The following is a 19738-nucleotide window of genomic DNA, read 5'->3' as shown; positions in this document are numbered from 1 at the left end:
CGGCTTGAAAGGGGAAATAAGCTAACATCACTACAGTATTTAGGGGGAATGCGTATGGGGCAAGCAAATGCACTGCCGGAGACAACCGCCGGGAGAAACCGGGAACGGCCGCAGCTGAGGGAACGGGTGATGAAGATCTGGAGAAGAAACAAATTATTATGGCTGCTGTTTCTTCCCTGTCTGCTGTATTATTTGATTTTCAAGTATCTGCCGATGTTCGGGCTGGTGATCACGTTTAAGGATTACAATCTGTTCAAGGGGATCTGGGCCAGCAGCTGGGTGGGCTTCAAATATTACCGGATGTTTCTGGAGAACCCGGACTTCCTGCTGCTGATGAAGAATACCTTCCTACTTGGATTATACCGGCTGGTATTCGGCTTTCCTGCCCCGATCCTGCTTGCGATTCTGCTGAATGAGGTAAGGAAAGCATCCTTCAAACGCCTCGTGCAGACGGTAAGCTATCTTCCGCATTTCATCTCCAATGTCATTGTTGCCAGTATGGTGATTATGTTTCTCTCGCCAACGGGAGGGCTGATTAATAATCTGCTCGGCGGCCTTGGCATCGGGCCTGTTAACTTCATGAACGAGCCGGGTTTCTTCCGTATCATTTATGTACTCTCCGAAATCTGGCAGCATATCGGCTGGGAGACCATCATCTATCTGGCTGCGCTAACCGCCATTGATCCCCAGCTGTATGAAGCGGCAGAAATGGACGGAGCAGGCAGACTGCGGAGGATCTGGCATATTACGCTGCCGGGTATCTCTCCCGCGATTGTCATTACACTCATTCTGAATATCGGGCAGGTGCTGGAGATAGGCTTCGAGAAGGTCTTCTTGATGCAGAATCCGGCGATTTACGAAACTGCGGATATTATCAGCACTTATGTATACAGAGTCGGTATGCAGCAAGGTAATTTCAGCTACGGTGCTTCCATAGACCTATTCATGGGGGTTATCAGTCTGGTCTTCATCTACAGTGCCAACTGGATCAGCCGCCGCATAAGTGAAACCAGTCTATGGTAGAAAAGAGGTGCTTATTATGAAATTCCGGATTAACCTGTTCAGTATAATCAATGGGATTGCGCTGCTGATGGTTGTGGCCGCTACGCTGTATCCGTTTGTACACATGCTGGCGGTGTCGCTTAGCAGTGATTCTTATGTCATCCAGAATACAGTGTCCATCTGGCCCAAGGGCTTTAACCTTGACATGTATAAAGTGGTACTGGAGGACTCCAAGATCTGGGCAGCTTACAAGAACACGATCATCTACACCTTCACGGGTACACTGATCTCCCTGCTCATCACCTCCACGGGAGCTTACGCCTTGTCGCGGAGCGATATGGCGCTGCGCAAAAGCTTGACCATGCTGATTGTGGTCACCATGTTCTTCAGCGGCGGGATGATTCCCACCTTCCTCGTGGTCCGCTCTCTGAATCTGGTCGATACCGTATGGGGGATGGTGCTGCCGGGTGCGGTGAGCACCTGGAATCTGATTCTGATGCGCACGTTCTTCGCGGGCATTCCGAAGGAGCTGGAGGAGTCGGGGCGTATGGACGGATTGAATGACATCGGTATCTTTGCCCGTATCATCGTGCCCTTGTCCAAAGCTTCATTTGCGACGATTGCGCTCTTCTATGCGGTGAGTATGTGGAATAATTTCCTCGGCCCGCTCTTGTATCTGCGCTCCTCGGAGCTGTTCCCGCTGCAGGTACTGCTGCGCAATATGGTCCTTGCCGGCACCTCCAGCTCAGGAGATGTAACCGGTATTGGGGGGGATAATCAGATTGTTGAAGAATCGCTGAAATATGCGACGATTATGGTATCAACACTTCCGATTCTAGCCGTGTATCCGTTTATCCAGAAGTATTTCGTCCAAGGCGCAATGATTGGAGCCGTCAAAGGCTGACAACGAACAGTACAATTCATAGGAATGGGAGTGGCTTATATGAGAAAATGGATGACTGCAAGTCTGCTTACCGTGATGGCATCGCTGCTTCTGTCCGGCTGCAGCGGCAACAATAATAATGCAGCCGTGCCGGAAGCTGCTGTGCAGGAGGGCAGTGAAGGTTCGGGAAGTCCGTCTGCATTGCCGGTCAAGACCTTCACGGCGCTGCTGGACAACAATGCTACGTTTCCTTATTCGGAGTCCTGGCCGGTCTGGAGCTGGCTGAAGGAGAAGACCGGTGTCACCCTGAAGGTGCAGACGCCTTCCGGGGAGCTTGAAGAAAGCCTCAATCTGGCGATTGCCTCCAAAAACCTGCCGGACATCCTATATATGCCGAACCGTAAGGAATCTAACAAATTCGGCCAGCAAGGTGCTCTGGTGGATATCAAGGAGTATATGGACAAGATGCCGAACCTGAGCAAGTGGATCCAGCAGTATCCTGATGAAGCTAAGGCGGCTTTGTCCGCAGACGGGAAGATGTATATGTTCCCGAACCAGGGCTTCGGAGAGACGAACCGCTTAGTCTGGATGTACCGGAAGGATGTTTTTGACAAGGAAGGCTTGAAGGCGCCAAAGACCTATAAGGAGCTTCATGAAGCTCTTCAGGTGCTGAAGGCGAAATACCCGGATAGCTTTCCGCTCTCCATCCGTTACGGGCAGAACCCCGATGAGCTGAATGCCAGCATGACGATAAACTTCGGGACCAGTGAGGGCGCATATTTTAATTTTGATAACAGTGAGTGGCATTACGGGCCAACGGAGCCCGCTTATAAGGAAATGCTCGGCATGTGGAAAAGCTTCTATGATGAAGGGCTGATTCCTCCGGATTTCCTCTCGCTGCAGACCAAGCAGTGGCAGGATATGGTATCTACCAGCAAGTCTTTTGTCACCGTCGATTATATCAGCCGGATTGATTTCTTCAACAATGCGATGCAGAAAGACAACCCTGAATTCAACATGCAGTTCCTGGCTCCACCCGCAGGTCTGGCGGACGGCAAGCAGCTGAATCCTTATTTTCACTATCTGGAGAGCGGTCTGACAGTGGCTTCGACTTCGAAGCAGATTGAAGACATCATGGCCTATATGGATTTCTTCTATACAGAGGAAGGGCGTACACTTGCCAGCTGGGGCAAGGAGGGGGAGACCTATACCAAAGAAGGCGATACGATCAAGTTCAAGCCGGAATACAGCGATGTGACCGAAATGCGCAAGCAGACCGGGCTGCAGACCAGCGGCACGTATACCTGGATCGACTTCGATGCCCATCTGTCGCTGTTCTCCGATAACCTGAAGCATGCTTATGAAGAAGCGGCCAAGTATGACCCGTCCGCCATGCAGCCCCGCCCGGCCTTCACCGAGCAGGAGAATGAAGTGATCTCGCTTACCGGGGAAGCGATCAACAAGCACCGGGATGAGAGCTTCGCCAAATTCGTCACCGGCTCCAGAAATCTGGCCGAATGGGATAAGTATGTGGAGGAAATGAACAATCTGGGCGTGGATAAGCTGGTAGGCGTATATAAGGAAGCTTACGACCGTATGCAGAACGTGCAGCTGAGCGGGGAATGAGGAATGGGATATACGGGCGGGTTGGAGGGAAAGGAAGTGCAGTGCGGTATGGACGATAGAGAAGGGCTGCTTGCGGTAAAAAAAGCGGAGCGGATGTCCATCCAAATCTATAGCAGCCGTAGCCTCATGGGCGCCGCTGCGGCGGTGCAGGTTGGAGAATATATGCGCAGGCTGCTGGAAGAGAAGGACAGGCGTGTACGGATGGTATTTGCTGCCGCGCCTTCGCAAAGCGAGCTGTATGAGGGGCTGGTACGGGAGCAGGGGATTGACTGGTCCCGGGTCGAAGCCTTTCATATGGATGAATATATCGGACTGGACAGCGCGGCACCGCAGAGCTTCGGAACGTATCTGACCGCCAGGCTGTTCAGCCGGGTGAAGCCCGGCAGGGTGGAGCTGCTGGACGGAATGGCGGATGTAGCTGCCGATATCGTGAGCTTCCGCCGGGAAGGAGCACGGCTGAAGCTGCTGGACTGCTGGAAGAACGGAGTGAAGAGCAGGTGCAGCGTAGAATGAAGCTGCAAGATAAGGAGGAGAGCCATGTATCATTTACTGCCAGAACCGCAACAGTTGAAGCTTGAGGACGGCAGCGCTTTTCAGATCAATGACGGAGTATGGCTGAGTCTGATGATGGAGCAGGAGGAGCCAAGGCTGGAGCGGCATTGCCGCCGTGCTTTTCCCGGGGCGAAGCTGGCCAGCTCCACAGAAGGCAGCGGCTATTCTCTGCTGCTGCACAGCGCGGCGGGAACATCTGCTGGAGAGCGTCTGCAGAAAGGTGCGTCAGGAGGGGGCAGCGGTGAGAACGGCATAGCGGGAGCCGGGCCAGTTGGAGTGCCGGAAGCGGAGCTTTCGCTGCTGGAAGGCCGGAAGGAGAGTTACCTGCTGGAGGTGTCTGAGCATCGCGTTCGCATCCGGGCTACGGATGCCGCCGGGCTGTATTATGGGCTCCAGACCTTGCTGCAGCTGCGGAATCCGCAGGGAGAGATCGCCGCAGTCACCATTATGGACTGGCCGGATACCCGTTTGCGTGCGATGAACTATGACCTCCGCCAGACCTTCTCGAAGCCGGAGCTGCTGGTCCGTTATTTGGCTGATTTCTCCAACTACAAGATCAATGCGGTCCTGATCGAATACGAAGACAAGTTTCCGTTCCGGAAGTATCCGGAGCTGACGCACCCGCAGCATGCGCTGAATCCGGAGCAGCTGGAGGCGCTGCACGACGCTGCGAAGGAGCATTTTATCGAGATTATTCCGCTTCAGCAGAGCTTCGGGCATCTGGAATATGTGCTTCGGCACGACCGTTGGCGGCATCTCCGGGAGACCGAGTCTTCCACCGGAGAAATCTGCCCGTCCCGTCCGGAATCCTATCAGCTCATTACGGATTTGCTGGAGGAGATGATGGAGGCCCATCCGGACTCCCCTTATATTCATCTAGGCTGTGATGAAGTGTATAGCTTGTGTGAGTGTGCGCAATGCCGGGAAGCCTTCGGCGGAATCCGGGAGCGGGCGTTCATCGCCTTTCTGAACCGGCTGATTGAATTCACTTCAAGCCGGGGCAGAACGCCGGTATTCTGGCATGATATGCTGGATAAATGCCCGCCTGAGGAACTGGCGAAGCTGGACCCGCGCAGTGTAGCGATGATCTGGATCTATAACGGCCGCAATATTGAAGCGGAGGTCTCAGGGCTTGCGGACAAATTCCGAGCTCTCGGCATTGAAGTGATGGGTGCACCGGCGGTCCGCAGCTTCGACTCGGCAGAGCATCAGAATTATCCCGTGCTGGATAACCGGACGGATAATCTGCGGCAGTGGGCTGAAGCAGCCGGTCGTCTCCACCTTGATTGCGTGGTGGCTACGAACTGGACCGGCCCGTTCAGTCTGGGAGTCCCTTACGGAATCTTTGAAACGACCTGGTATCCCATGCTGCTTCATGCTGAGCTGGCCTGGAACCGGAAGGCGGATACGGAGACTTTTATTGACCGCTTCCTGGAGCGGTTCCACGGCATTCCCGCCGGGAAGGCGCATGAGCTTCAGGGAAGGTACAGGCTGGAGGATTATTATAATCTGATCTGGAAGCTGGTTGATGAAGTCCGGCTGAACAAAGATTCAGCCGGACTGATTGCGGTAATGCATGATTTTGAAGATGCTACAGATCGTTCGCGGGCTATCCATAAATACGTCTACCGCTGGGAGATGTATCCGGGGGATGAGGCGGAATGGCAGTCCCTGCTGAACAGTTATCGGCATAACCGCTGCGGGCGAGAGGCGGTCCGCCCGCGAATGACAGCAGCATTGGAACAGTATCAGTCTCCCGATATGGCTGCTCATTTTGTAAGCTCGCGTTTCTTCCTGCATGATTATCTGGAGCGGACCTTATACCATGTGATGGGGCTTCATTTGGATCACCCAGCAACCAGTTGATAGAACTCTTGACATAAGACGTTTTCCATTGGTCTACACTTAGAAGCTTTACTCCACAGCCGCCCCACTCAGCTTAGCGGCAAGCGCAGCATATTCCCCCCGCAGGCGGACCAGCTTCGAGACACTTTGCTCCAGGCCGCCCAGCCGGTTGCGCCGGGTCCATAGCTGGCGGTACTGATGGAGCAGCAGATCCAGATCGTGAATCTGCTCCTGAATGAGTGCTGCGTCAAGCTGCGGAGGGTCTCCCGCCAGCTGATGCTTGAGCCGTGTCAGCTTAACCGCATGCTTCACGAAATGGATGCCGCTATTTAGTTCTTCGACGACAAGACCGGCATCGTCACATTCGAGGGCCAATGGTTCCAGCCTGGCTTCAAGGCTGCCGACGTACTCTTCTAACTGATCAAGCTGCTCTCCCGAGAGCTTGCCGGACAATCGCACATTCTCCAGATTGCTGCGCAGCAGCATGGACATCTCGGTATCGTTCGGATGGAGGGTTCCTGATTCAAGCTTGTAATAATTACCGAGATCCAGCAGCAATTGTCCGATCGTGCCGGAACGGTCCCGGAAGATAGCAGTATTCAGATATTGCGCCACATCCGCTTCAAGATTCCCCTCTACATTCCAGGCCAGAGCTGCGCCGTAGACGAAGCCGGCATAGCTGACCGGCAGATGCTGCCAGTGGCCGAAATCGCCCCAATCGGTAATGAGGTAGCCGAGCGCACCATTTCGTTTGCCATGAACCGCAGCATTGCGCAGGTTAGCCAGCATATTATCGGTCCGTCCGGTAAGGGAGTTCCAGGAGCTGGTCCCCGGGCAGACGTAGAACGGAATCCCCGCTTCGCGGAATTTCAGGGTATCGGCTTCAAAGGGATGCGTATCGCCGTAGCCCCATTCCATAGCGATCATGTCCTTCGGCAGCCGGGGAATCAGCTCCGGATACTGGATAATGATATCTCCCCAGAATTGCATGGTTTTGCCGCGTTGCTTGACGAGATCCTGAATTTTCTGCAGGAAGGACAGGTAGAGCTCCCCCTTGCCTGAGGTTTCCGCCAAGGCTTTGTTTTTACCTAGTCCCACTTCATAGGTCTCATCACATCCGACATTGAATATGTCCGAGGTGAAGTACGGAAGGAGGTCATCGTACATAGTACCCAGGAGCTTCAGCACTTCCGGATCTTCCGTATCGAAGGTTCCGGGATGCATGAACAGTCCGTCCGGATATAAATCGCTGTTGTACATATGATCCGGGAGCATGAAGCCGTCAGGGGCTTCTGCCAGGCTATTGAACTCCGGCCGGGTGAGCCAGCCCTCCATATGGCCGAAGCTGTTCTGATTAGGCACAAGCTCGATATAGCGCTCCCGGCAATAGGCATCCAGCAGCAGAATTTCCTCGCCGGTTATAGGGGTTTCCAGCTCCCACACCTGCGGGAAGGATTCATAGGCAAAGGGTGCTCCTTCTATATATAGCTGCAGCTGATTCAGCTTCAGATCTGACATTAAGTCAATGATCCGGTACAGTGTTTCCAGCTTGGGGATTTTGTTGCGGCTGATATCAAGCATCAGTCCTCTGGCGGCGAAGTCCGGCTGATCTTGAATAAGCAGATAAGGCACAGTTCTGCCGTACTGCACAAGAAGCTGCTTCAGCGTTGCGGCTGCATAATAAGCGCCCTGCGGGGAGCCGTAAGCGGCGGTGATGCCAGCCTCATTAACATGAAGCTCATAAGCCCCTTCTGTAAGCAGGGCATTATAGCTGAATATAAAGGCCGGAACGGTGGCAGGCCGCAGTCCTATGGACACGGGGGGACGGAGCCGGATCACCTCGGAAGCAGTCTGTTGAAGCCTGCGGGCCGCGGGAAGTGCGGACATCCGGGCCTCACCGGTTAGAACAATGCTGCCCTTAGCGGGAATGTGGAACAGACCTTCGGATACCATGACCTTCTGCGGGCGGGGAAGCAGCTGTAAATGAACAACTTCAGGCATAGCGTGAACACCTCTTATTCATGTAGAATATGATCATCTTCATTACAAACATATCACTCCTGAACGGGTGGAGGAATGCAATGTATGCCCAAGCTCATGGATTATATGATCAGTTCTTATCCCATTAGAATTATTGATCCGAAGGTGGAGGCTTCCAGGCTCCGGCTCCGGTCGATACGTGTAGGGCAAGCGGGCCATTTGCCGGGAAGAACGCTGTTTCGTTCCGGTGCGGTGTTTGATCAATGGGCACTTGTATATATAGTATCCGGAGACGGGACTTATGCGGAGAACGGAGGCAGAGAGCAGCAGGTTCGCGGGGGAAGCTTGTTTTTTTTTCGTCCGGGCTGCAGCTACAGCTTCGGACCGCCGCCGGGAGGGTATTGGGATGAATATTATGTTAATTTCAGCGGGAGCCGTGTCTCAGAATGGCTGGAGACGGGCCTGATCGCCGGGGGAGACGTCTTCGTGGCCCAGGGAATCGAGGGTCTGGAGACTTCATTCGAAGACATCCTGGGCTGGATGGAAGGAGGCATAGCCGGAGACGCTGACCGGGCTGCACTGCTTCTTGAAGAGATGCTGCTGGAATGTTCGCTTCATATTCAAGGCAGTAACCGCCAGTGGGAGCAGGGGACCATGCCGCTGATCCGTGAAGCGTTGAACGCCTGCATCTATGAGAAGCCGGATCTGCCGGGAATTGCTGCGGGCCTGCATATCTCCATGTCCACACTCCGCCGCACGGTGCGGCACAGCAGCGGTTATCCCCTGCATGATTATATCCACCGGCTAAAAATGGCTGAGGCCAAACACCTGCTCCTCAACACCTCACTTCAGGTGCAGGAGATTGCGGGGATGCTTCATTATAGGGATACCTTTTATTTCTCCAGACTGTTCAAGAAATATATGGGGCTCTCTCCTCAGACCTGCCGTAATCAGGTGTGAAATAATAAACGACATAATTCTACGTTTTGTTTAGAAGAATGTCGTTTTTTGCTGATTTTTGTTGACATGCAGAAAAAGAAAATGCTATCATCTAGATAATATTAGCAGTTCTAGAGTAGTTCTTCTAGACTATGCCGGAGATGAAACCATGAGAGAATATTACTGCATCAGTTGCCGCAGTCTCCATAAGGTGGAAGCACGAAACCATACCTTACGTATTCTGTCCACCGGGTATCATATCGTTGGCGAACAACGTTATCAAATTTGTATCTGTAATAAGGCCAAGCTGCAGCAAGCCTTGCCGGCGGTGACCGAATAGACTGTGCATAACGGAATGATCCTGATGATAGAAGACATCCTGTATGTTGAGAGGAGCCTGTCCCCGTGGGAGAGGCTCTTTGTCTTGAGCGGGAAAGCGCTCTATAACTGTGCATACGCTATCATTAGCAGATATGGATAGGAATGATTCTTTTTTTATAAAAAAAGATTGCGAATAATCTTTTTATTTTAAAAGTAAACGCTGTCATTAAAAAGCGAAACTTGTTATTGTGATTTTTCTCATGTATGATGCTTTTAAACATAGCTTAGAATAAACTCGAATTTTCCACAAACTGGAGAATAGGGTGGTGGGATGAAAATTAAATTAACAGCCGAAGACAGAACTATCGCCTTTTTCAGAATCTTTTCTTTGTCCCTCACATCATTGATGTACCTCATGGTTTCCGCGGGGCCTTCCGTAATATACAAATCCCTACTAATCATTGTGCTATTCTTATTTGCTCAACTCTTTACGTTGTATTACCGGAGGTTTCGTGCAAGAACGCGGACTCTTATGCTTGTTATCGGCATGGAGACGGCATTAATTGTGGTGTTGATGTTATTTACTGGAGGATACGATAGTCCTTTTAAGCTATATGCACTTAACCCGGTGCTGATTGCGGCGGGTTCGCTCTCTTTTTATTTTGCCTGGACGCTGACCCTTGGTTATGTCGCCATTGTGGCTGCTGCCGGCTATATTTATTCGGATTCCAGCGGTATAACCTTCGCCGAAATTATGATTGCCAATGGTAACCTGTTTCTAGCCCTGGCACTTGCGGTTATAGTTATGCAAATGGTTAACGGGATAAAGCGGCAGCGGGAGGAAGCAAACGCGCGGACGAACGATACCATGGAACATATCAAATCACTGTATCACATCGTAGAAACCTCGAGCCAGCATGACTTCATGAATATTGGCCAGGTGATTACCGACTATGTAGTCAAGCTTACCAAGCTGGAGAAGGCCCTGTTCTGGTTCGCCAAAAAGAGCGGGGAGCCCGCTCCGCAGAGCCGCCAGACCGGTTGGCAGCATGAGGAGGAGCGCTCTCTGTTCATGGAACTGGAGAAGCATGAGCATGAATGGAGGCTGCAGCGGGAACCGGTATTCAAGAGTATGCCGGGACTCGGGGACTTCCTGCTGATGCCGGTAAGGATGAGCACCAGGTTCGTCGGTATGATTGGAGTGAAGCTGGAAGCCTCGGAAGGGCTTGAAGGCCGCAGATGGTACATCCAGCAGTTGATGTTCCTGTCGGAGCTGAGTGCGATTATTCTTGAGCGCCATGAACTGGGCGTGATCGAGAACCGGCTGATCATCACGAACGAGCAGAACCGGATCGCCGATGAGATGCATGACAGTGTCTCCCAGAGTCTTTTTGGCATCGTGTATGCGACCCATTCCCTGAAGCAGACCTGGCGCAAAATGTCCGACAGGGAGCTGGAGGAGCAAATTGAGCTTATCCATGATTCAGCCACCAAGGTTGCCAAGGAGCTGCGGATTACGATCTACAGTCTCAGCTCCAAGAAGAGCGGCGGCCCCAGCTGGCTTGGGATGGTGCGCTCACATCTCAAAAGCCTGTCCAGACTTAACGATGTGGAAATTGAACTGAAAATAACGGGGGATGATTTCAGTCTCCCTTATCCTTACCACAAGGCACTCTTCCGGATTATTTCGGAAGCTACAGGCAATGCCATACGACATGGTGCTGCCAGCCGGGTGGATGTTGAACTGTCACTGAAGCCGAAATGGATCAGACTATCGATTGTTGACGATGGCGTCGGATTCGATACGGACTTGATCTGGACCGAGTCTGAGGAGCACTCAGGCGGACTGGGAATGAAGAATATGCAATATCTGGCACAGTCCCTTGGCGGCGATTTCCAGTTGTCCAGCAGTGAGAATGCTGGGACCCGAATTTTAATCTCTATACCTGTCGGTGTGGCTGAACTGAAAAATGCATAAACTTTAGGCAGGAGGTCGTTCCAAGTGAAAATCGTCATTGTTGATGATCACCCTTTGGTGAGAAGAGGATTGGCATCTGTAATTTCCATGCAGTCCAATCTGCAGTTTGCCGGCGAAGCAACGAATGGCCAGGAAGCTCTTCTCGTTATAGAGGAGATACAGCCTGATCTTGTGCTGATTGATCTGAAGCTTGCCGATGAATCAGGCCTCGACATTATCAAAGAAGCACGCGTACGCGGATTCTCGTGCAAGTTCATCCTGCTTACGTCCTCGGCCAGCCGGGAAGATTTCCTCAAGGCGGAAGAAGTGCTGGTAGACGGTTATGTACTGAAGGAAGCTCTGCCCGAGGAATTGCTGTTTGCGATTCAACTGGTCCACAAGGGCAGGAAGTATTACGATCCCGGACTGATGGAAGACAAGATGCGGATGAGCGGGAACAGTCCAACGGATGAGCTTACCCCCAAAGAGAAGGAAGTCCTGATCGAGCTTGGACAGGGTGCCTGCAACCGGGAAATCGCTTCACGCCTGTTCATCAGTGAATTCACCGTCAAGAAGCATGTCAGCCAGATTCTGGCGAAGCTGCAGGTGGCAGACCGGACACAGGCGGCCTTATATGCCAATGCGGTCGGGCTTACCAAATACGAGATGTCATACGATTAATTATACCTAAGAACGTGATGGGGAATGGAACATAACGCTGTTGAGGAATGGAACATAGCACGTTTAGGAAAAGTACATGGCACGAATGAGGGAATGGAACACGGACAATGCTGTCCGTGTTTTTTTGCGTTTTGGTTTTTTTTGCATTTTGGGAAAATGTGATTTTAGTTCCCGTCTCTGAATCCTGCGAAAGTGGGAGGTTAGCGAGGTTCCGCCGCAAGTGGGCGGGGTGCGGAAATGAAAGGGATAAATCCCTTTGAATCCGCCAAAAGTGGGCGAGGTGCGGAAATGGAAGGGATAAATCCCTTTGAATCCGCCGAAAGTTGGCGAGGAGCGGAAATGGAAGGGATAAATCCCTCTGAATCCGCCGAAAGTTGGCGAGGTGCAGAAATGAAAGGGATAAATCCCTCTGAATCCGCCGCAAGTGGGCGGAGAGTGGAAATGGAAGGGATAAATCCCTCTGAATCCGCCGAAAGTGGGCGGGGAGTGGAAATGAAAGGGATAAATCCCTCTGAATCCGCCGAAAGTTGGCGAGGTGCAGAAACGAAAGGGATAAATCCCTCTGAATCCGCCGAAAGTGGGCGGGAAGTGGAAATGAAAGGGACAAATCCCTTTGAATTCGCCGAAAGTGGGCGGGGAGTGGAAAGGAAAGGGATAAATCCCTTTGGATTCGCCGAAAGTGGACGGGGTGCAGAAATGGAAGGGATAAATCCCTCTGAATCCGCCGAATGCGGGCCAAAGGAGTCAATGAAGAGTAAAAGTGCACCTGAATTCCTGGGATGCGGCCCAAATGAGCTAATGAGGTGCAAAAGTGCACCTGAATTCCTGGGATGCGCCCCAAATGAGCCAAGGAGGTGCAAAAGTGCACCTGAATTCCTGGGATGCGCCCTAATTGAGCCAAGGAGGAGCATTAGTGCACCTAATTTCCTGGCATACGGCACAAATGAGCTAATGAGGAGCATTAGTGCACCTGAATTCCTGGGATGCGGCCCAAATGAGCCAAGGAGGAGCATTAGTGCACCTGAATTCCTGGGATGCGCCCCAAATGAGCCAAGGAGGAGCATTAGTGCACCTAATCCCCCAGATGCGGCCCAAACGAGCCAAGGAGGAGCAAAATTGCACCTGATTCCCCCGGATTCGGACTAGCCCCATCACGCGGCCTATAGGAGGGAATCAGTCCAAATGGAACAACCCCCGAGTTACTTGAAGGCTGTAATACCTGCGTCTAGCTTCAGCCAATCATTCGCAGGGTGTAGGATGTTATGTTTAGTTTGTTTAGTTTGTTTAATTAGTTAAGGCGTCTGGTTCTTGGGATTCGTTAATGAAGATAAGGCTCTGCTCTGCGGGGTTATTTGAAATATAAGAATTTATAGGTTGCACACGATAACTTATCCTTCTATTTCTCGCTGAAACGGTACCGTCCTTCTGAAGGGCGGTACCGTTTCCACTTGTGTTCTAGTACACGCATCCTGGCCGGAGTGAATGAAGCCTGGGTGAATGAGGCCTGTATATTCGCTCTGAAAATTAACATGAGCTGCCCATGATCCGGGCGCTCAAACCACTCACTGTTACACCTGGAGTCGGTATGGCTCACAGTTGGTGTTAGTATTTTCCAGTCATATGGTACTAAAGTATACCATCCGCCCCCTCAATCGAACCAAACGGGGTTACTCGAAAGTGAAGTGTAAAGTGATGCTAGGGGGCATGTGATAAATGCTGCGCATTGTTAGAATTATAGCAAGACATCTGAAACTTTCATGATTGCTTTCAAAACGAACACAAGCGGAAGGAGGGTTACTGTGGAAAAGACGATTCTGGATTACATTAACCTGATAAAGAAAAAATTATGGTTAATCATGGTGTTTGTGCTTATCTCCTGCGCCACCACCTTCTATGTCAGCAAAAACTTCGTTGCACCCGTCTACTCCGCCTCTGGACAGCTACTGGTCAACAATGTTGTAAATGTCCCCGAGAGCAATAATCTCAACGCACTGAACTTCAGTCTTAACCTCATCGAGAGCTATAAGGAAATCATGAAGTCACCAACGATTATGAAGAGTGTCATCGCGGAGCATCCGGAATTCGGCCTGACAGCGGGCCAACTGGCCGCCAAGCTGCAGATCAAATCCTCGGATAAAAGCCAGGTGATCAACCTGAGCGTGGAGGATGACAACTACGCTACCGCAGCTACTATAGTAAATGCGGTCTCGCAGACGTTCATCCGCAGCCTGCCGGCACTGATGAACCTGGATAATGTAACGTTCCTCACCCCGGCTGATCCTACAGCACAGCCTCTGCCGGTCAACGGCGGATCGACCATGAACATTCTCATCAGCTTCGTAGTTTCACTGATGGCAGCGGTCGGCATCATTCTGCTGATGGAGACGCTCAACGGTACACTGAGAAACGAGAAGGAAGCCGAATTCGATCTTGGCATCCCGGTCATTGCCAGTATCCCGGCGATCCGGAAACGCGATTTAGGCAAAGCGGCCAACGACAAGGCAAGAGTAGGGGAGGGCAAATATGTTACGGCTGAATAGAAGTCTAATTACAGACATGAACCCGTCCTCGCATGTCTCCGAATCCTTCCGCTCGCTGCGTACCTATATCCGCCAGCTCGGGTTGCTGAAGGGCGCAGGCGGACAGGTGCTGCTCTTCACTTCTGCTGAAGGCGGCGAAGGCAAGACAACGATCCTCTCCAATCTGGCGGTATCCTTCGTCCAGGATGGCAAGAAGGTGGCGGTGGTGGATTGCAACCTGCGGAAGCCCGGCCTGCACAGCGTGTTCGATGTGGAAGGCAGCCAAGGGCTGGCCGCTTACTTAAGCGGCTACGAAGAAGCCAAGGATATTGCTGTCTATGGCAGCCTGGCGAATCTGGCCGTGATTCCTGCCGGAATCACCCATGTCAGTCCGCCGGACCTGCTCGGCAGTGAGAAGATGGCCGGGCTGCTGGAGGAACTGAAGGCCAGCTTTGATCTGATTCTGCTGGATTCGCCACAGGCGGTGGATTACAGTGATGCACGGATTCTGGCCCCGCTCTCGGACGGGGTGATCATTGTCGCCAGACACGGCAGAACGAAGCGTGAATCTCTCCGCAAGCTGAAGGGCCTCATGGAGCAGACAGGTGTAAGGATTCTTGGGATAGCGATGAACCAGACCAAATAGAACACGGAATCGGCATGTGAATGATACTACTTGGGAGGTATGTGTGATGAAAAAGGTAAAAAAGGTAATTATCCCGGCGGCCGGGTTAGGCACACGTTTCCTTCCGGCTACTAAAGCTATGCCTAAGGAAATGCTGCCCATTATCAACAAACCAACGATCCAGTACATCGTAGAGGAAGCCATTGCTTCCGGGATCGAAGACATCATCATTGTTACCGGTAAAGGCAAACGGGCGATTGAGGATCATTTCGACAACGCCTTTGAACTTGAATCCAGACTGCTGGAAGACGGCAAGCTGGAGCTGCTCAAGGAGGTTCAACGGTCCTCCAAGGTTGAAATTCACTATATCCGGCAAAAGGAGCCGAAGGGTCTGGGACATGCCGTATGGTGTGCCAGACGGTTCATCGGCGATGAGCCGTTCGGCGTCATGCTCGGCGATGATATTGTAACCGGCGCGGTCCCTTGCCTGAAGCAGCTTATTGACCAGTATGAGGAAACGCAGAATTCGGTGATCGGGGTTCAGGTCATTCCTGATGAATTCACGAACCGCTACGGGATTATCGAACCGGATCTGCAGGACGGACGGCTCTACCGGGTTAACAATTTCGTAGAGAAGCCTGCGCTTGGAACAGCGCCTTCCAATCTGGCGATCATGGGCCGGTATGTTTTCACCCCGAAGATCTTCAAATATCTGGACCTTCAGGAGAAGGGCGCCGGCGGCGAGATTCAGCTTACGGATGCCATCCAGAAGCTGAACCAGAGCGAACGTGTCTATGCTTATAACTTTGACGGTACAAGATATGATGTCGGTGAACGGCTGGGCTATATTTTGACCACACTGGAATTTGCCCTTGCGAGCGAGGATTTACGCTATCAGGTCATGGATGCTATGGCGGAATGGCTGAAAAAAGCGGAACAGACCACACTCAGCAGCTAAGCCGGTCAACCCGGATGCGGGAATGGCTCCCAAATGCTGCATAAACCTTTAAGGAGAAGTGAGGAGAGATGAGCATGCAAAAACTGCCGGAAGACTACGAGGCCGTCCTGCCGAAACTTTACATGCTGCATGCCAATGAAGGAAAGGGAATGGAATCCTATCTGGTCATGAAGCGGATGATTGACATCCTTTTCTCCGCCCTGGGTCTTCTGTTCCTGTTACCGCTGTTCGCAGTGGTGGCTGTCCTGATTAAGCTGGAGGACCCGAAGGGCAAAGTGTTCTTCCGCCAGAATCGGGTAGGCAAGGACGAGAAGCAGTTCCCCATGTACAAGTTCAGATCTATGGTCTCCAATGCCGAGGAGCTGAAGGCGAATCTCATGGCGTATAACGAAGTAAGCGGAGCGATGTTCAAAATCAAGAATGATCCCCGCATTACACGGATCGGAAGATTCCTGCGCAAGACAAGTATTGATGAACTGCCGCAGCTCTGGAACGTGCTGATGGGCCATATGAGTCTCGTAGGTCCCCGTCCTCCGCTCGTTGAAGAGGTGGAGCAGTATACGGAATACGACAAGCAGCGGCTGATGGTTACGCCAGGCTGCACCGGCTACTGGCAGGTGAACGCCAGAAACAGTGTCGGCTTTGACGAGATGGTTCAACTGGATCTGACGTACATCCATATGCGGAGCACGATGCTGGATCTGAAGATCATTGTCAAGACTGCCCTGATGCTGCTCGGTTCCAAAAATGCGTATTAAAAATATGGGAATTGGGTGATGCCGATGTTTGTACACGGAGATGTACCTGAGATTTCCATTATCATTTGCACCTATAACCGGTCAGCTCTGCTGGTTAAGACTCTTCACTCGCTGCTGCCGCTGGAGAATTTGCACCAGGCCGAAATCATCGTGGTGGATAATCAGTCTACGGATGATACGGCGGCCGCTATCAAGGGGTTCATCGGGACCTATGGTAATGATATGGATATCCGTTATCTGCTGGAGCCGGTTCAAGGGCTGTCAGCAGCCCGCAATACGGGCATTCTGGCTTCCAAATCGCAGCTCATTGCTTTTCTGGATGATGATGCGATTCCTTGCCGGACCTGGATTTCGACCATTGTCAGCACATTTGCGGCTAAGCCGGAAGTGATGGCTATGGGCGGCAAAATCGCTCCGATCTTCGAGAGCAAACGCCCGGATTGGCTGATTAAGCCGTTCGAGCTTCCTTACACGATTGTTGATCTGGGCAACCGGATCAGAGAATATCCGAAGCGGCTTCATCCCTGCGGCGCCAATATGGCGATGCGCAAGCCGGTGTTCGATATCAGCCTGTTCCCGCTGGAGCTGGGCCGCAAAGGCGACTCGCTGCTCTCGGGTGAGGAGACCTGGCTGTTCAGCCAGCTGCAGCAGGAGGGACATTCTATCCTCTACCATCCTGAGATGGAGGTCGATCATTTCGTTCCGGCGAACCGTCTGACGGAGGACTGGATCATGAAGCGGTACTACAGCCAAGGCATATCGAACGCCATGAAAAGCGAAGGGATGAAGGATCACCTGCTGCTGCTGGGAAAAACAGGAGCCAAAGTCATCTACATCCTGGCTGACTCCGTTCTCTCCCGCAGTAAGGGAAGAAAGCTGCTCAATAAGTGCCGGCTGGAGAGTATTCGCGGAACTCTCCATATGATCTGGAACCGGAAGAGGGAATCCGCAGCGGGGTGAGGGGAGGGCGAGAGATGACTAACTTTGAGTGGGGCTCCAAAATAAATATTTTGCCATACGGAATGCTCTATCTCGTATCTGCACTGTTCCTGGGAACAGCCGTCATCTTCCAGCCGGTAATTGCGGTAGCAGCCGTACTTCTCATTCTGTTGCTGGTAGCGTCTCTGTCACGCCCCGAACTGATCAGCTATTTCGTTCTGCTGACTACGGCGGTATCCATTAACTTTTTGTTCAGCGGCAGTATGTTCGGTATCGAAATCCTGTCGCTCTACAAGCTGGTTATTCTGATGCTGCTCGTGCCGTGTATTCTGGTCAATGGTCTGAAGTTCCGTCTCAGTCCTCCCTTATGGGCTATGCTGGCCCTGATTCTCCTCACCTTCAGCTTCTCGATCTGGCTGCCGGAGATGAGCGCGTCGATTGCAGTCAAAGCCTTCATCGGATTGTCCCTGCCCTTCGTCCTGCTGCTGATCAACTGGAAGAAGGAAGTAGCCGAGAAGCAGATCCGGATCATTACCCTGCTGCCTCTGGTCAGCATGTTACTGGGCGTGGTTCTGCAGGCTGCGAACTTGCATTCACTTGTAGCTGTTGAGTTCACAGGCGCGGTGCGGGTGCAGGGGGCGAACATTCCGCCCCACCTGGCTATGCTGGCCTTCATGGGAGTAGCGATCGCATTCATTGAGATCAAACGCAGCCCGCAGTATATCCGGTTCAATTACATCATGCTGGGTCTGAATTTCTTCATTCTGGTGATCACGGGGACACGGGGGCCGATTCTGGCTCTGGTGCTGATGGTACTCTATTATTTCTACGATATCTCCCGCGCCTTCCTGAAGGGCAAGAAGAAATTTCTGATCCCGCTGCTGTGTTCGCTGCTGGTCATTACCTCGGCCGTATACATGCAGCTGGACAACATCAAGAAGCGCTCCTTTGAACGGACGACCGAGACCGGGATAGACCTGTCGGGACGGGCGGAGGCCTGGGAGTACTTTTTGAACAAAGCCGCGGATTCACCTTATGCCGGGCGGGGGCTTGGAGCGGTAACGGTGGCGAATGACGGAACGCTGTACGGCGGGTTTGTTGTTCCTCACAATGAGTATATCCGCTTCTACTACGACGGAGGATACATCGGTGCCATTCTGCTGCTGCTGTCTTTACTCGCTGTGTTTATTCTGGTGTACAGGGTGCTTTTGCCAGCGGTGAAACCTTATTATCTGCTCTTTATTGCAGCTTTTCTGATCTACTCTTTCACGGATAACACGCTGTCGACGGTCCAATTCATCATTCCGTTCTGTTGGTACCTGAACTGCCTGTATCGATCTTCACAGCTGGCCGATTCCCCACAAAAAGAAGTGATACGATGAACCAAGTGAATATGTTCGATGTCAATTTCGATAACTATGATTTCATGGACCTGCTTGATTACATAGACAGAACCATTCAGGAAAGGAGCCAATCCTACATCCTGACCTGCAATGTCGATCATGTGATCAAGCTCCGCAAGGACAAAGAGTTTCGGGAGGTCTATTCCGAAGCAGGGGCTGTTGTAGCCGACGGAATGCCGCTGATCTGGGCGTCCAAGATGCTCGGTAAGCCGCTGAAGCAAAAGGTATCCGGGGCTGATCTGTTCAGCCAGCTGGGTAACGCATTTGAACAAAGACAATACCGGTTGTTCTTCCTGGGGGCCGCCGAAGGCGTCGCAGAGCAGGCAACGAAGAATCTGAAGGCAGCCTTCCCGGGCATCAATGTTGTCGGCTGTTATTCTCCTTCCTACGGCTTTGAGCACAACGAAGAAGAGAACCAGCGGATTATCCGGATGCTGACCGAGAGCCAGCCGGATATTGTGTTCGTAGGCGTGGGAGCGCCGAAGCAGGAGAAATGGATCTATCGTCACTATACCTCCTATCAGGCGCCGATCTCGATCGGTGTGGGCGCAACCTTCGACTTCCTGTCAGGCTCGGTGAAACGGGCACCGTATTTCATGCAGAGAACGGGAATGGAATGGCTCTGGCGGCTTAGCCAGGAGCCGGGCCGGCTCTGGAAGAGATACCTGGTCGACGATGCCCAGTTCCTGGTGCTGCTGCTCAAGGAGCTGCGCAAACGGGATAAAGTGAAGAACAGCAGTACAGATTGAA

At 52.2% G+C, this 19738-nt stretch carries 17 protein-coding genes; 16 read left to right on the top strand and 1 reads right to left on the bottom strand.

Annotation, left to right across the window (positions count from 1 at the left end):
- Positions 1-129 precede the first annotated feature (129 nt).
- From HQN87_RS19180 to HQN87_RS19160, 5 genes are read left to right on the top strand one after another with little or no spacing between them, the layout of a single operon-like run.
- Positions 130-1023, top strand: coding sequence for an ABC transporter permease (locus tag HQN87_RS19180; protein ID WP_254075573.1), 894 nt, complete (start codon positions 130-132; stop codon positions 1021-1023).
- A gap of 16 nt (positions 1024-1039) precedes the next feature.
- Positions 1040-1906 (top strand): carbohydrate ABC transporter permease, encoded by an 867-nt coding sequence (locus tag HQN87_RS19175; RefSeq protein ID WP_173136683.1) that lies wholly within the window; start codon positions 1040-1042, stop codon positions 1904-1906.
- Between the two features lie 39 nt (positions 1907-1945).
- Positions 1946-3511 carry an extracellular solute-binding protein gene (locus HQN87_RS19170; protein ID WP_254075563.1) on the top strand — a complete coding sequence of 522 codons (1566 nt, stop codon included), beginning with the start codon at positions 1946-1948 and terminating at the stop codon, positions 3509-3511.
- 48 nt (positions 3512-3559) lie between these two features.
- A complete protein-coding gene (locus HQN87_RS19165) occupies positions 3560-4024 on the top strand; it encodes a sugar phosphate isomerase family (protein WP_173136682.1) in 465 nt (154 codons plus the stop codon).
- A gap of 24 nt (positions 4025-4048) precedes the next feature.
- The gene (locus tag HQN87_RS19160) at positions 4049-5929 is read left to right on the top strand and encodes a glycoside hydrolase family 20 zincin-like fold domain-containing protein (protein WP_173136680.1); all 1881 of its coding nucleotides are present in this window, start codon (positions 4049-4051) and stop codon (positions 5927-5929) included.
- A 48-nt stretch (positions 5930-5977) separates the two neighbouring features.
- Here the strand turns inward: HQN87_RS19160 and HQN87_RS19155 are convergent, their stop codons facing one another.
- The gene (locus HQN87_RS19155; RefSeq protein ID WP_173136678.1) at positions 5978-7909 is read right to left on the bottom strand and encodes a beta-N-acetylhexosaminidase; all 1932 of its coding nucleotides are present in this window, start codon (positions 7907-7909) and stop codon (positions 5978-5980) included.
- An 84-nt stretch (positions 7910-7993) separates the two neighbouring features.
- On the opposite strand from HQN87_RS19155, the gene HQN87_RS19150 reads away from it, so the two are divergent.
- The 11 genes from HQN87_RS19150 (at position 7994) to HQN87_RS19100 (ending at position 19737) form a co-directional block, all read left to right on the top strand.
- Positions 7994-8848: an AraC family transcriptional regulator gene (locus HQN87_RS19150; RefSeq protein WP_173136676.1), complete on the top strand. Its 855-nt coding sequence runs from the start codon at positions 7994-7996 to the stop codon at positions 8846-8848.
- A gap of 148 nt (positions 8849-8996) precedes the next feature.
- Entirely contained in the window at positions 8997-9167 is a 171-nt protein-coding gene (locus tag HQN87_RS19145; RefSeq protein ID WP_173136674.1) for a hypothetical protein, read from the top strand.
- Between the two features lie 528 nt (positions 9168-9695).
- Complete coding sequence (locus HQN87_RS19140) at positions 9696-11126, top strand: sensor histidine kinase (RefSeq protein WP_246553302.1); 1431 nt, start codon at positions 9696-9698, stop codon at positions 11124-11126.
- 24 nt (positions 11127-11150) lie between these two features.
- Complete coding sequence (locus HQN87_RS19135) at positions 11151-11786, top strand: response regulator (RefSeq protein WP_173136668.1); 636 nt, start codon at positions 11151-11153, stop codon at positions 11784-11786.
- 1799 nt (positions 11787-13585) lie between these two features.
- Complete coding sequence (locus HQN87_RS19130) at positions 13586-14326, top strand: YveK family protein (RefSeq protein ID WP_173136666.1); 741 nt, start codon at positions 13586-13588, stop codon at positions 14324-14326.
- Positions 14310-14951: a CpsD/CapB family tyrosine-protein kinase gene (locus HQN87_RS19125; RefSeq protein WP_173136664.1), complete on the top strand. Its 642-nt coding sequence runs from the start codon at positions 14310-14312 to the stop codon at positions 14949-14951. The genes HQN87_RS19130 and HQN87_RS19125 overlap by 17 nt, the downstream gene beginning before the upstream one ends.
- Positions 14952-14997: 46 nt before the next feature.
- Positions 14998-15888 carry a UTP--glucose-1-phosphate uridylyltransferase GalU gene (gene galU / locus HQN87_RS19120; protein WP_173136662.1) on the top strand — a complete coding sequence of 297 codons (891 nt, stop codon included), beginning with the start codon at positions 14998-15000 and terminating at the stop codon, positions 15886-15888.
- 68 nt (positions 15889-15956) lie between these two features.
- Positions 15957-16646 (top strand): sugar transferase, encoded by a 690-nt coding sequence (locus HQN87_RS19115; protein ID WP_173136660.1) that lies wholly within the window; start codon positions 15957-15959, stop codon positions 16644-16646.
- A gap of 24 nt (positions 16647-16670) precedes the next feature.
- On the top strand, positions 16671-17606 hold the full coding sequence (locus HQN87_RS19110; protein ID WP_173136658.1) for a glycosyltransferase: 936 nt from the start codon (positions 16671-16673) through the stop codon (positions 17604-17606).
- Positions 17607-17620: 14 nt separating this feature from the next.
- Entirely contained in the window at positions 17621-18967 is a 1347-nt protein-coding gene (locus tag HQN87_RS19105) for an O-antigen ligase family protein (protein ID WP_173136656.1), read from the top strand.
- Positions 18964-19737, top strand: coding sequence for a WecB/TagA/CpsF family glycosyltransferase (locus HQN87_RS19100; protein WP_173136654.1), 774 nt, complete (start codon positions 18964-18966; stop codon positions 19735-19737). Before HQN87_RS19105 ends, HQN87_RS19100 begins: the two co-directional genes overlap by 4 nt.
- Position 19738 lies beyond the last annotated feature (1 nt).

Origin of the sequence: Paenibacillus tritici, assembly GCF_013204885.1 — a bacterium.
Lineage (GTDB): Bacteria > Bacillota > Bacilli > Paenibacillales > Paenibacillaceae > Paenibacillus_AQ > Paenibacillus_AQ tritici.
This window is presented reverse-complemented; position numbering and strand designations above follow the sequence as displayed.